The 13694-nt window shown below is 60.6% G+C and carries 12 protein-coding genes; 2 read left to right on the top strand and 10 right to left on the bottom strand.

The window, feature by feature from the left end; all coding sequences use genetic code 11:
- Positions 1-569: 569 nt before the first annotated feature.
- The 9 genes from msrQ to mrcB form a co-directional block, all read right to left on the bottom strand.
- On the bottom strand, positions 570-1181 hold the full coding sequence (gene msrQ / locus ABE456_RS21895) for a protein-methionine-sulfoxide reductase heme-binding subunit MsrQ (protein ID WP_346645785.1): 612 nt from the start codon (positions 1179-1181) through the stop codon (positions 570-572).
- Positions 1181-2194 (bottom strand): protein-methionine-sulfoxide reductase catalytic subunit MsrP, encoded by a 1014-nt coding sequence (msrP, locus tag ABE456_RS21890; RefSeq protein ID WP_346645784.1) that lies wholly within the window; start codon positions 2192-2194, stop codon positions 1181-1183. The genes msrQ and msrP overlap by 1 nt, the downstream gene beginning before the upstream one ends.
- A gap of 79 nt (positions 2195-2273) precedes the next feature.
- Positions 2274-3125 (bottom strand): CDP-diacylglycerol--serine O-phosphatidyltransferase, encoded by an 852-nt coding sequence (pssA, locus tag ABE456_RS21885; protein WP_167070084.1) that lies wholly within the window; start codon positions 3123-3125, stop codon positions 2274-2276.
- Between the two features lie 150 nt (positions 3126-3275).
- A complete protein-coding gene (ilvC, locus tag ABE456_RS21880; protein WP_056795202.1) occupies positions 3276-4292 on the bottom strand; it encodes a ketol-acid reductoisomerase in 1017 nt (338 codons plus the stop codon).
- A gap of 55 nt (positions 4293-4347) precedes the next feature.
- On the bottom strand, positions 4348-4839 hold the full coding sequence (gene ilvN / locus ABE456_RS21875) for an acetolactate synthase small subunit (protein WP_003250040.1): 492 nt from the start codon (positions 4837-4839) through the stop codon (positions 4348-4350).
- Position 4840: 1 nt separating this feature from the next.
- A complete protein-coding gene (locus tag ABE456_RS21870) occupies positions 4841-6565 on the bottom strand; it encodes an acetolactate synthase 3 large subunit (RefSeq protein WP_346645783.1) in 1725 nt (574 codons plus the stop codon).
- Positions 6566-6973: 408 nt separating this feature from the next.
- Entirely contained in the window at positions 6974-7306 is a 333-nt protein-coding gene (locus tag ABE456_RS21865; RefSeq protein ID WP_346645782.1) for a YqcC family protein, read from the bottom strand.
- Complete coding sequence (locus ABE456_RS21860; RefSeq protein ID WP_346645781.1) at positions 7306-8139, bottom strand: tetratricopeptide repeat protein; 834 nt, start codon at positions 8137-8139, stop codon at positions 7306-7308. The genes ABE456_RS21865 and ABE456_RS21860 overlap by 1 nt, the downstream gene beginning before the upstream one ends.
- A gap of 15 nt (positions 8140-8154) precedes the next feature.
- Positions 8155-10476 carry a penicillin-binding protein 1B gene (mrcB, locus tag ABE456_RS21855; protein WP_346645780.1) on the bottom strand — a complete coding sequence of 774 codons (2322 nt, stop codon included), beginning with the start codon at positions 10474-10476 and terminating at the stop codon, positions 8155-8157.
- A gap of 114 nt (positions 10477-10590) precedes the next feature.
- Between mrcB and ABE456_RS21850 the strand changes: the two genes are divergently transcribed.
- Together ABE456_RS21850 and ABE456_RS21845 are read left to right on the top strand one after the other, a co-directional pair.
- Positions 10591-12153: a bifunctional aminoglycoside phosphotransferase/ATP-binding protein gene (locus tag ABE456_RS21850; RefSeq protein ID WP_346645779.1), complete on the top strand. Its 1563-nt coding sequence runs from the start codon at positions 10591-10593 to the stop codon at positions 12151-12153.
- A 180-nt stretch (positions 12154-12333) separates the two neighbouring features.
- Entirely contained in the window at positions 12334-12612 is a 279-nt protein-coding gene (locus ABE456_RS21845) for a TfoX/Sxy family protein (RefSeq protein WP_346645778.1), read from the top strand.
- A gap of 194 nt (positions 12613-12806) precedes the next feature.
- On the opposite strand, the gene ABE456_RS21840 is transcribed toward ABE456_RS21845, so the two are convergent.
- Positions 12807-13691, bottom strand: a complete 885-nt coding sequence (locus ABE456_RS21840; protein WP_346645777.1) for a ChaN family lipoprotein — start codon at positions 13689-13691, stop codon at positions 12807-12809.
- Positions 13692-13694: the final 3 nt, after the last annotated feature.

The following is a 13694-nucleotide window of genomic DNA, read 5'->3' as shown; positions in this document are numbered from 1 at the left end:
ATACTGCTTGGGTTTTTAAGAAACCCTAAACTTGGCTCAGCAATCTCAAATGACTATGTGATTTCTCGCATGGCCACTTGTGATGCTGATAATCTTTTTGACTATCAGTCCGTACTCACAAGCACCCACACGAATTGCTTGATTCGATTTGTTAAAGAGCGTTTGGTTAAGAGCTTTTCGTCTCAACCGAGGCGCGCATTCTACGCTTTCCTCATTTGCTGTCAAGCGTTTATTTTGAAGTTTTTTGCGAGAAACTCGTTTAGCTTCAAACACTTGACTCGCTGCGATCTCTCGTAGCGGGAGGCGAATTCTACAGCGTTTAAAACCGCTGTCAACCTTCTTCTCAACCGCTGACGATCAGTTGATCGTAGCCCTTCCAGCGCTTTCCGAATCGGCTAACTCGTTGAATTTCAAGGAGTTTGTCGTTCCGTTGTCGCTGGAAGTGGGGCGCATTATAAGGGGATTCGAAAGCGCGTCAACCTTTAATTTCAAGAAATTGAAATATAAGGGGAAAGGACCGTGTCAGGGCCACCATGTGCCTGCTTCAACCCTTGCAGCCCACCCCATCCTCAAACCGCCCTACCCTGCTTCCTGGCCAACCTGGGCAACACCCGCGAAACCGCAGGAATCCTCAACCCCATCAACACAACACCAATAAAGGCATAAATCGCCCACTCCCGCAGATCCGAACGCACGATCCACAAAAAATGCAGCAACCCCAACCCCAACACCGCATACACCAACCTGTGCAGCTTCTTCCACCGCGCCCCCAACCGCCGCTGGCTATACCGGTTCGAGGTAACCGCCAACGCCAACAACCCAAGAAACCCCAGCGCCCCCACAATAATGTAGGGCCGCTTGCGCAACTCCACCGCCAACTGCCCCCAATCCAGCCCCAGGATAAAGAACAGGTAAGCCAGGATGTGCAGCACGATATAGGCAAACACCCACAACCCCAGCTGCCGCCTCACCACGACCCAGCCCGACCAGCCCGTCAACTTCTGCAACGGCGTCATGCTCAAGGTAACCAGCAGGAAGGTCAGCGCCCCAAGCCCCAGGCGATCCATCATGATCTTTCCGGGATCAGGCCCCAGCAGGTTCATCGCCGCCTCATACAACCACCACATGGGGAACAGGCTCCCCACGACGAAGATGGCCAGGCGAAACCAGGGATAGCGCATCAATAGTTCTTCCGCAGGTCGAGCCCGGTATACAGCGACGCCACTTCATCGGCATAGCCATTGAACATCTGCGTCTCCCGAACATTGGGACTGAACAACCCGCTAGGCAACCGCCGCTCACGCGCCTGAGTCCAGCGCGGGTGGTCGACCGTCGGGTTCACATTGGCATAGAAGCCGTACTCATCCGGCGCCAGCCCCTGCCAGGTTGTACCGGGCTGTTCAGCCACCAGGCTGATACGCACGATCGACTTGATACTCTTGAAGCCATATTTCCAAGGCACCACCAGCCGTAACGGCGCACCATTCTGATTGGGCAGCTCCCGGCCATACATGCCCACCGCAAGGATAGCCAACGGATGCATCGCCTCATCCAGGCGCAGCCCTTCTCTATACGGCCAGTCGATCAAGGCGAAACCCGAACGCTGCCCAGGCATATGCTGCGGATCCTTCAGTGTTTCGAAGCGCACATAACGCGCCCTGGAAGTCGGCTCGACTTGCTTGAGTACCTGAGCCAAAGGAAACCCCAGCCACGGTATGACCATCGACCAGGCCTCAACGCAACGCAGCCGATAGATACGCTCTTCAAGCTGATAGGGTTTGACGAAGTCTTCTAGCGCATAGCGCCCGGGCTTGCCCACCTCGCCATCCACCACAATTGACCACGGCTCGGTCTGCAGGCTGTCGCCATTGGCTGCCGGGTCGCCCTTGTCGGGCCCAAACTCATAGAAGTTGTTGTAGTGGGTCGCATCCTTGAACGGCGTGATTGCCTCGCCCTTCACCGTTACCGCCTGCCAACGTGTAGCCGCAAGCTTTTCGGTGAACCAGCCCGGAGCATTACCGGCCTGTACATCGGCATAACGCGAAACCTCGGCAGCGCCCACCCTGCCGGGCAAAGCGCCCAGGGCCAGGCCGGCCAATGAGCCACCCAGCAAGGTACGACGGGAAAGGTAGATGCCTTCGGGGGTGATCTCCGACGCCTTGCACTCGGAAGACCTGGGTAGCTTGATAAGCATGGACGGCTCCACAGCACTGGATAACGGATGTACCAGTAAGACTATGGAGCCGGAGGGTTATTCCAGCATTAAGCGTTTTTCACGCTTTGCGCCGGCGCGCCTTAAGCAGGAACTGGATCGGGCCCGAGGCCGCGTAGGCAAGGAAGATCAGCAGCAGGATACGCGGCGGGTCGCTGAACACCACGGCAAACACCAGCACCACGGCAAGGATCGCCACAAACGGCACGCGGCCTTTGAGATCCAGCTCCTTGAAGCTGTTGTACTTGATGTTGCTGACCATCAGCATGCCGGCAGCTGCCACCAGCAGCGCCACCAGGAACGACAGCTTGGAGCCCTGGATGCCGTAATCGCTGAACGCCCACACGGTACCTGCAACCACACCGGCAGCAGCCGGGCTGGCCAGGCCGATGAAGTAGCGCTTGTCGGCGGTGCCGACCTGGGTATTGAAGCGCGCCAGGCGCAGCGCCGCACCGGCTACATAGATGAAGGCGACCATCCAGCCGACCTTGCCCATGTCACCCAGCGCCCAGCCGAAGGCCAACAAGGCCGGGGCCACGCCGAAGGCGACCATGTCCGACAGCGAGTCGTACTCGGCACCAAAGGCACTCTGGGTATTGGTCATGCGCGCAACACGGCCGTCCAGGCCATCGAGCACCATGGCCACGAAGATGGCAATGGCGGCAAAGGCGAAGTACTTGCTCGCCTCGCGCGGGTCACCGGCACTCAGGGCGCTCTGCGCGCTCATCGAGCTGATGATGGAATAGAAGCCGGCAAACAGGTTGGCGGTGGTAAACAGGTTGGGCAGCAGATAGATGCCACGGTGGCGCACCTTGCGCCCTTCGGCGTCATGCCCTTCTTCAACGTGCTCATCGACAGGTAGCAGGCTTTCGGCGTCGGAGGCCTTGTTCGGCTCTTCGGGACGTTCGCTCATGGAGGGTACCTTGCAGCAGGATGGAAAATGTTCGACACGGGCCTGCGAAACAGGTTCTGACGGCAGGCCACTGGTCTGCTTTATACCAGAAGCTGGCTGCCAGAACGAAAAAACGCGGCCGAAGCCGCGTTTTTCATGTTGCGTTGTTACTTAGTTCTTGGCTTTATCGACGATCTTGTTCGCCGAGATCCAAGGCATCATCGAGCGCAGTTGCTCACCGATGATTTCGATGCCGTGCGAAGCGTTGTTACGACGCTTGGCGGTCATCGATGGGTAGTTGGTAGCACCTTCGGAGATGAACATCTTCGCGTACTCGCCGTCCTGGATGCGCTTCAGAGCGTTGCGCATGGCCTTGCGGGATTCTTCGTTGATGACTTCTGGGCCGGTGACGTACTCACCGTACTCGGCGTTGTTGGAGATCGAGTAGTTCATGTTGGCGATACCGCCTTCGTACATGAGGTCAACGATCAGCTTCAGCTCGTGCAGGCACTCGAAGTAGGCCATTTCTGGCGCATAGCCAGCTTCTACCAGGGTTTCGAAACCGGCTTTGACCAGCTCGACGGTACCGCCGCACAGAACGGCCTGCTCACCGAACAGGTCGGTTTCGGTCTCGTCCTTGAAGGTGGTTTCGATGATGCCGGTACGGCCGCCACCAACGCCAGCAGCGTAGGACAGCGCGACGTTCTTGGCGTTGCCCGAAGCGTCCTGGTAGATAGCGATCAGGTCAGGAATGCCGCCGCCTTTGACGAACTCGGAGCGAACGGTGTGGCCCGGGGCTTTCGGCGCGATCATGATCACGTCGAGGTCGGCACGCGGAACAACCTGGTTGTAGTGGATCGAGAAGCCGTGGGAGAAGGCCAGGGTAGCGCCCTTCTTGATGTTCGGCTCGATTTCGTTCTTGTACAGGGCGCCCTGGAACTCGTCCGGGGTCAGGATCATCACCAGGTCAGCCGCAGCGACAGCGGTAGCAACGTCGGCAACTTTCAGGCCGTGGGCTTCAGCCTTGGCAACGGTAGCCGAACCTTTACGCAGACCGACAGTAACGTCTACACCGGAGTCCTTCAGGTTGCACGCCTGAGCGTGGCCCTGGGAGCCGTAACCGATGATGGCGACTTTCTTACCCTGGATGATGGAAAGGTCGCAGTCTTTATCGTAGAAAACTTTCATGAAAATACCCCTGGTTATATCTCGGCCCCTGCGGAGCCATCGCTAATTTTTGAATTTAGATGCTGAGCACTTTGTCGCCACGGGCAATGCCGGTAACGCCGCTGCGCACGGTTTCGAGAATCGATGCAGTGCCGATTGCCTGGATGAAGCTGTCCAGTTTGTCGCTGGTACCGCTCAGTTGTACGGTGTACACGCTGGCGGTCACGTCGACAATCTGGCCACGGAAGATATCCGTGGTGCGCTTGATCTCGGCGCGCTGGGCACCGGTGGCCTTGACCTTGACCAGCATCAGTTCGCGCTCGATGTGAGCGCTTTCCGACAGGTCGACAAGCTTGACCACTTCGACCAGCTTGTTCAGGTTCTTGGTGATCTGTTCGATCACTTCGTCATGGCCAACGGTGGTCAGCGTCAGACGCGACAGGGTCGGGTCTTCGGTCGGCGCCACGGTCAGGCTTTCAATGTTGTAGTTGCGCTGGGAGAACAGGCCGACCACACGGGACAACGCACCTGGTTCGTTTTCCAGCAGCAGGGAAATGATGTGCCGCATATCAGGTACGCTCCGTCTTGCTCAGCCACATGTCACGCATCGAGCCATCCTTGATCTGCATCGGATAGACGTGCTCACTGCGGTCAACCGCGATGTCGATGAACACCAGGCGGTCCTTCATCGCAAACGCTTCTTCCAGCTTCGGCTTGAGGTCCTTCAGGCTGGTGATGCGGATACCCACATGGCCATAGGCCTCGGCCAGCTTGATGAAGTCAGGCAGCGACTCGACGTACGAGTGCGAGTGACGACCGTTGTAGGCCATGTCCTGCCACTGGCGGACCATGCCCAACACACCGTTGTTCAGGTTGACGATCTTCACCGGCAGGCCGTACTGCATGCAGGTGGACAGCTCCTGGATGTTCATCTGGATGCTGCCTTCGCCGGTCACGCAGGCAACGTCCTGGTCCGGGAAGTTGAGCTTGACGCCCATCGCCGCCGGGAAGCCGAAGCCCATGGTGCCCAGGCCACCGGAGTTGATCCAGCGGTTCGGCTTGTTGAAGCGGTAGTACTGCGCCGCGAACATCTGGTGCTGGCCCACGTCGGAGGTGACGAAGGCATCGCCATTGGTCACTTCGCACAGGGTCTCGATGACTTTCTGCGGCTTGATGACATTGCCGTCGCCCTTGTCGTAAGGGAACAGCTCGCCGTTGCCACGCCATTCGTCGATCTGCTTCCACCAGGCATCCAGCGCCGCCTTCTCAGGCTGCTCGCCGATTTCCTTGAGGATACCGAGCATTTCGCTGAGCACGCTGTCGACCGGGCCCACGATCGGCACGTCGGCCTTGATCATCTTGGAGATCGACGCTGGGTCGATATCGATGTGGATGATCTTGGCGTTAGGGCAGAACTTGGCCGGGCCATTGACCACGCGGTCATCGAAACGCGCACCGACAGCGAGGATCACGTCGGCATTGTGCATGGCCATGTTGGCGGTGTAGCTGCCGTGCATGCCGAGCATACCGAGGAACTGGCGGTCGGTACCCGGGAAGCCACCCAGACCCATCAGGGTGTTGGTGACTGGCAGGTTCAGCGACTTGGCGATTTCGGTCAGGGCTTCGGAGCCACCACCCAGGATCACGCCGCCACCGGAGTAAATGATCGGGCGCTTGGCAGCCAGGAGCATCTCGGCAGCCTTGCGGATCTGGCCGGAGTGGCCACGTACAGCCGGGCTGTAGGAGCGCAGCTTGACCTTTTTCGGGTAGACGTACTCGAACTTCTCAGCCGGGTTGGTCATATCTTTTGGAATGTCGACCACGACCGGACCTGGGCGACCGGATTGCGCCAGGTAGAACGCTTTTTTCAGGACTTCAGGGATCTCAGTCGGGTTCTTGATCATGAAGCTGTGCTTCACGATCGGCCGCGAGATACCGATCATGTCGGTTTCCTGGAAGGCATCGGTACCCACCATGGTGCTAGGCACCTGGCCGGACAGGATGACCATCGGAATCGAATCCATGTAGGCGGTGGCAATGCCGGTAATGGCATTGGTCGCGCCCGGGCCGGAGGTTACCAGCACCACACCGGCCTTGCCGGTGGCGCGGGCGTAGCCGTCCGCCATATGGGTTGCCGCCTGCTCGTGACGAACCAGGATGTGTTCCACTTCCGGTTCTTTGAACAGTGCGTCGTAAACATGCAGGAGAGCACCACCAGGGTACCCGTAGATGTGCTTAACGCCTTCGTCACGCAAGAAGCGGACGACCATCTCAGCGCCAGATAAAAGCTCCACGTTGTTCACCTCTAAAACGCCAGAATACCGTCCTCACTGGACGGGTCTTAATAGGTTTACTGCCAAGCAGAGCATGAGCGAACGTCAGCACTGACTGAGCAAGTATTGGGAGCGCCCCAGAGTGTTGCGGGGTTTTCCCACCCAGCGCGAGGTAACGCGTTGCGGGGTGTAACAGGTCGGCGCGGGTGTGCGCCTCATGATCTGCTTAGCGGGTCTGCTTCTGGCAGTCCCTCTACAGCGGAGATTGGATTCTTCTGATTCGGCGCCAACAAGTCAAGAAAAATTATTGCCAATTTTTCCCCAAGATGAATTCCTGCCACCACTAAAAATCGCTTCAGCAGCAGAACTAATAAGATTTCCACAAAAAAGGGCCACAATCTGCGGCCCTTGAAGGAAAAACTGAAGAAATCAGGCGGAAGGAGCGATCAATTGGTCAAAAGCTGCCAACAGGCGGCGTAGCTCACGACTTTGCTCTGGCCGGTCGGTAAACACGGTTTCGGCCATGACCAGGATGCTGGAGGCATTGGGCAACGGCTGGCCCAGCTCGATGATGATCTTCATGCGCGGCAGGAAGATCCATTGCAGCCACTGCTCGAAAGTGAGGGTATCGACGGCGAACGGCACCGTACTGGCCAGTGCCTCATCGCTTGGCGGCTCGTCATCCCACCAGCCTTGCACCTGCAACTCACGCTCGATCAGCAGCAGGTGGTCGGCAATATCCAGAATACGTTGCTCGATCATCACGAGTTGACCCGCGCCTTTTGCCGGGCCAGTGCGGCGCCAGCGCTATCACCCTGCTTTTCACGGGCCTGGGCGATGGTGTTCCACAGCTCGGCCTGCAGGCTCGGGCGGCCGTTGGCGTAAGTCAGGGCGCGGCGTGCCAACTGCTCGGCCTGTGGCGCATCACCTTGCGACAAGCGCACCTGTGCCAGGCGGTACAGCACCTGCGGCTCGCGTGGGGCAATGCGCTGGGCACGCTCCAGGCTCGAAGCAGCACCGTTGAAGTCGCCGCTGCCCTGCTGGGTCTTCGCGGTGGTCAGCAGCGCCAGTACCGGGCCGTCCAGTTGCTCGTCAGCCGACAGGCCACCGGCAGCAGCGCTGCTGCGCGGGATACCGGTTGGCGCACTGGTGCTTTGCGGGGTGCTGCTCATCGCCGCGATGTCGAAAGGTTCGTCGGCGATCGGGTTGGGGTTGGTGGTCATCGGCGCCGAACTGACCGGGCCCGTAGTGATCGGGCCTGGTGTGATCGGACCAGGCGTGGTCGGCCCTGGGGTAATCGGCGAGGTGCTGATCGGCGCCGCGCCATTGGCCGCCGGGAAGGTCTGGATGCCTGAAGCACCGGCGCCCTGCGGGATCATCACGGTAACGCCGGAATCTTCAGGCAGCGTCTGCGCTTGCGCGGTGCCCGTGTTATAGCCACCCGCCGAGCGGTTGGCCGTCACGCGTTCGCTGTTGGACACGCGGGTGCTCGAGTCGACCACCGGAATATTGCCGCGCGGGACGCTGGAGCACCCCTGGAGCACAGCCAACGCCGTCACGGCAGGAAACAGCCACTTGTTCACGTCACACCTCATCAATGCAGCCTGTGCTTAATTCATCCAGCCTTTGACCCAGTCCATGACCGAGTCGACTGGATCCTGCTCGCCGCCACAGGTAGCGCCGGCGGGCGGTTCACTGCCGCGAATATACGGCATCTGCACCGCTCCCGGACAGCTGCCATCAGACCCATGGCCGCTGTAGGGGTCGATCCAGGCCTGCACCACGTTGTCTGGCTGCGGCATATCCAGCGGTAGCGGGTCGGCCTTTTTCATGAAGCTGGTCCATACCTGCAGGGCACCGGTAGCGCCGGTAAACGGCGTTTTACCGTTGTCGTCGCGGCCCATCCACACCACGGCCAGCAGGTCTTGGCTGAAGCCGGAGAACCAGCTGTCGCGCGAATCGTTACTGGTGCCGGTCTTGCCCGCCAGGGTCAGCGAGCGCGGCAAGGTGCTGTACACCGAGCGCCCGGTACCTTCACGCATCACCCGTTGCATGGCGTTCTGCACCAGGTAGATAGCCCCCGGGTCGAAGGTTTGCTGGATCTGGAACGGGTAGCGCTTCAGTGGCTCGCCCTCGGCGGTGAGCACGCTGCGGATACCGCGCATCGGCGTATTGAAACCGCCGTTGGCGATGGTCTGGTACATGGTCGCGACCTGCATCGGCGACATGCCGCCGGCGCCCAGCAGCATGGCTGGGAAGGCTGGCCAATCGACATTCACCCCCAGCCGGCCGATGGTCTTGATCACGTTCGGCACGCCCACTTCCAGGCCGATCTTGGCGGTCGACAGGTTGTAGGAGTTGGCCAACCCCTGGTACAGGTAGATGGTGCCATGCGGGCGGCGGTCATAGTTTTGTGGGCGCCAGACCTGGCCGTCGGCGCCTTTGATCGAGAACGGCTCGTCTTGTACCCAGCTGGTGAGGGTGTACTTGCTCGGCTGCTCCAACGCCGTCAGGTACACCGCCGGCTTGACCAGCGAGCCGATCGGCCGCACGGCGTCGATGGCCCGGTTGAAGCCGGCGAAGCCCGCCTGGCGGCTGCCGATCAGTGCCTGCACCTCACCGGTTTCCGGGTTGGTCACGACCATTGCCGATTCCACCTCGTCAGCCCCCTTGCGCCCTGCCAGGCGCTTGAAGGTCTCGTTCATCGAGGTTTCGGCCTTCATCTGCAGGATCGGGTCGAAGCTGGTGAAGATGCGCAGGCCTTCTTCGGTCAAGTCTTCGTCGCGGTAATCCTGGCGCAGCTGACGCTTGACCAGGTCGAGGAAGGCCGGGAACGAGCTGTCGGCCAGGCTGCCGCGCTTGGTCACGCCCAGCGGCATCTTCTTCGCCGCATCGACTTCCGCCTGGCTGGCCACACCCTGCTCGGCCACCAGGTCGAGCACCAGGTTGCGGCGGGCCAGGGCGCGGTCGGGGTAACGCCGCGGGTTGTAGTAGGACGGGCCTTTGACCATGCCCACCAGCAAGGCGATCTGGTGCAGTTTCAGCTCCGACAGCGGCTGGCTGAAGAAGAACTGGCTGGCCAGGCCGAAACCGTGCACCGCACGTTGGCCATCCTGGCCGACGAACACTTCGTTGAGGTAAGCCTCGAGGATCTCGCGCTTGTCGTAGTGCAGCTCCAGCAGCACGGCCATCATGGCCTCGGTCAGCTTGCGGCTGAGGCTGCGCTCGCTACTGAGGTAGAAGTTCTTCACCAGCTGCTGGGTCAGGGTACTGCCACCCTGGCGCATCGAGCCGGACGAGGTGTTGACCCACATTGCCCGGGCGATGGACTTGGGCGACACGCCAAAGTGGCTGTAGAAGTCGCGGTCTTCGGTCGCCACCAAGGTTTCGAGCAGGTACTTGGGCACCTGGTCGATCTTGATCAGGATGCGATCTTCGAGGTTTTTCGGGTAGATGCCACCGATCATCAGCGGCTCCAGACGCACCACGTCGAGCGTCTTGCCGTTGGCGCCGGAGAGGCCCGCCACGTAATCGCCGGAGAAACGCACGCGCACGAACTGGGCTGGCTCCATGCCCTCGTAGAACTGGAAGCCACGGGTATTGAGGTCGACGTTATTGCCGTTGACTGCTGCCGCACCCGGGCCGTTGGCCGCGCTTTCACGCCGGTAGCCGAGCGCATCGAGTTCGGTGAGGAAGTCGTTCTTGCTCAGCTTCTGGCCGGTGAACAACTCCAGCGGCCGGGCATACACCTTGGCCGGGATGGTCCAGCGCTTGCCGGAGAACTTCTCCTGGACGACGGCATCGAGGTAAACCGCGAAGCCGGCGACGATCACCAGGCCAACCAGGCTGAGCTTCAAAGCCCAGCCCAGCCAGGCGCGCGAGCGGCCGGTCGGGCGTTTCTGAGGGGTACGGGGATTTCGGGTTCGGGTCATGGCGGCGGATTATACGCACTTTATAAAGGCTGGGCAGACGCCCCGGCGGTAGGCAGGGACGGCACCATTGACCATAATGGCGCATTCGAATTCCCTGCCCCGGAAGGATTTGCCGTGAGCCAAGCTCTTATCACTGCGTTGCAGAACCCAGCCCTGTACCCTCACCCTGTGGAAGGGTTCCAGCTCATCGAGACGCATATCTCCTGGGTCCTGCTCACCGGCGAGTACGCCTACAAGATCAAGAAACCGATGAATTTCGGCTTCCTCGACTTCACCGGCCTGGACCAGCGCCAGCATTTCTGTAACGAAGAGTTGCGCCTGAACCAGCGCCTGACCGACGGCCTGTATCTGGAGGTGTTGCCGATTACCGGTAGCGCCGATGCACCCCATATCGGTGGCGAAGGCGAAGCCATCGAATACGCGCTGAAGATGCGCCAGTTCCCCCAGGGGCAGATGCTCAGCACCCTGCAGGCCAATGGCGAGCTGAACGCCACGCACATCGACCAGATGGCCCGACAGATCGCCGAATTCCACCTGCAGGCCCCACGCGTGCCGGTAGAGCACCCGCTGGGTACGCCAGACAGCGTGATGGCGCCAGTGGAGCAGAACTTCGAGCAGATTCGCCCGTTCCTCAGCGACAAGGCCGACCTGCAGCAACTCGACGCCCTGCAGGCCTGGGCCCGCAGCAGCTTCGAGCGCCTGCATGGCCTGCTGGAAAAGCGCAAGGCCAACGGCTTCATCCGCGAATGCCACGGTGACATCCACCTGGGCAACGCCACCCTGATCGATGGCAAGGTGGTGATCTTCGACTGCATCGAGTTCAACGAACCGTTCCGACTGACCGACGTCTATGCCGACACCGGTTTCCTGGCCATGGACCTGGAAGACCGCGGCCTGAAATGCCTGGCCCGGCGCTTCATCAGCCAGTACCTGGAACTGACCGGCGACTATGAAGGCTTGGAGTTGCTCAACTTCTACAAGGCCTACCGCGCACTGGTGCGGGCCAAGGTTGCGCTGTTCAGCATGCCGGCCGATGCCGATGGTGTGCAGCGCGCCACGACCCTGCGCACCTACCGCAACTACGCCAACCTGGCAGAAAGTTACAGCGCCATCCCGTCGCGCCTGATGGCCATCACCCATGGTGTTTCGGCTGTGGGCAAGAGCCACGTGGCCATGCGCATGGTCGAGGCCCTGGGTGCGGTGCGCGTGCGTTCGGATGTGGAGCGCAAGCGCCTGTTTGGCGAACAGCAGCAGGCCGAGGCTGGGCAGCTGAGCACTGGCATCTATGACCAGGACGCCAGTGCAGCGACCTACCAGCGCCTGCACGAAGTTGCGGCAACCGTGCTGCACGCCGGCTTCCCGGTGGTGCTGGATGCTACCTACCTCAAGCGTGAGCAGCGCCAGGCGGCGGCGGACATCGCCAGCCAGACCGGTGTGCCGTTCCTGATCCTCGACTGCCATGCGCCGGACGCGGTCATCGCCAGCTGGCTGGAGCAGCGCCAGGCCGAGAACAGCGACCCTTCGGATGCCACCCTGGAAGTGGTCAAGGCCCAGCAGGCCAGCCGTGAGCCGCTGGATGCACAGGAACTTGTGCAGAGCACCCGCGTCGATACCCAGGATGCTGGCAGCATGGACCAGGTGATCGAGCAGATTCGCCAGCGCCTGCCTGGCCTTTAAGTTCATCGTTCTCCTGTACTGGCCTCTCGCGGGTGAACCCGCGAAGGGGCCGGCACTGCTCCCCGCATCTGATCACCCCGATGGCAAAAAGCCGCGTATTCCCGAACCCCCGCTACACTCCTCTCTGACCTGCTCGCGATTTATCCCCCAATCCCCGTTCAGCCATCGCAAGGAGGCTCGATGAACGATGAATTGCAGCATCTGAAGAACCTTGGCAAGACCTCTGCGCAGTGGCTGCACGCAGCCGGCATCCACAGTGCATCGGATCTGCGCCGCCTAGGTGCGGTGGGTGCGTACCAGGCCGTGAAGACACGAGGGTTCCGCGCATCGAAGGTGCTGTTGTATGCCATTGAAGGTGCCCTGCTGGACATGCACTGGAACGATTTGCCACTGGAGCGCAAAGAAGCGCTCAACCAACAACTGGATGCGAAAAGCGCTACGCAAAAAAATCCAAAATAATCGCGGAAAGGGGATTGACGCCTAAATGAGAATTGTTATGATTATCACAACTGGTCGCGAGACTGGTTGGATAAGCTAAGAGCCCTTGGTTCGGACTCTCAGATTATCTCCTCATCAGGCTAATCACGGTTATTGACCCGGCAATTTGCCGGGTCTTTTTTTTGCCTGTGGGTTTTATGCCGCCAGGCTAGGCCCTATCGCCTCAACTGCGCGCAATAATCCTGCTCCGGCATCGCCGCGGTGTACCACACATAATCAGCCTCGCCCGCCTCGACTTGTTCGCCCACCTCTGCCAGCAGCAATACCTTGCTCTGCCCCTGCGCGCCCAGGTCAGCCAGGTGTAGCGGCACGCCCAGGTCCTTGCGCACGTGATAGGCCCCGGCAAACAGCAATGCTGGCTGCGGGGCCGCCAGCAAGCGTTCAGCCATGCGCCGGTCGCGCAGCTGCTGCACAGCCAGCATCGCCGGCAATTGGCTTTCCGGGAGCATGCCGCAATGCCCAGCGCGCACCCGCTCCAGCAAAGCGGCTTTCACATTCGGCGCATTGGACTTTTCGCCCGCCAGCGGGGCCGGTTGCCGATAAGCCTGGCGCATCTCGCTGGGCGAGAGGTTGGCTGCCAGCAATGGCACCCGTTGCTGCAAGGCCTCAGTCACTATTGGCCCGTACAATTGCCAATCCCAGCCATCCTGCCAGGCCAGGGCTTTAGCCAGGTCTGCTGGCAAGGGCTGCCCCGTGAGCTTGTCCACCAGTGGCTGCTGTTCGGGCTGCAGCATCTCCAGTAACAGGCTGCCTTGGGTACGCTGGCCTTGCAGGGCGCGCAGCAGCCACAGCTGCAGTGCGTGATGGTCGGGGTTGTCGTGTTTTTCGCCTACCAGTACCCGGGGGGCTGCCGCCAGGCGCTGCACCAACTGCTCAGGGTTGATCACCTGCCCGCTGGCAAGATCGACAATGTGCCCCAGCTCGGCATGCGCGCGCCCTTCACTGCTCTGCCAGGCGGGCAACGGCGGCAGGCTTGCCTGGCAGCCAACCAGCGCCAGTATCAGGCACAACGAGAAACCGGACAGCAGCGGGTGTCGCATTGG

This window comes from Pseudomonas sp. TWI929, from assembly GCF_039673335.1.
Lineage (GTDB): Bacteria > Pseudomonadota > Gammaproteobacteria > Pseudomonadales > Pseudomonadaceae > Aquipseudomonas.
This window is presented reverse-complemented; position numbering and strand designations above follow the sequence as displayed.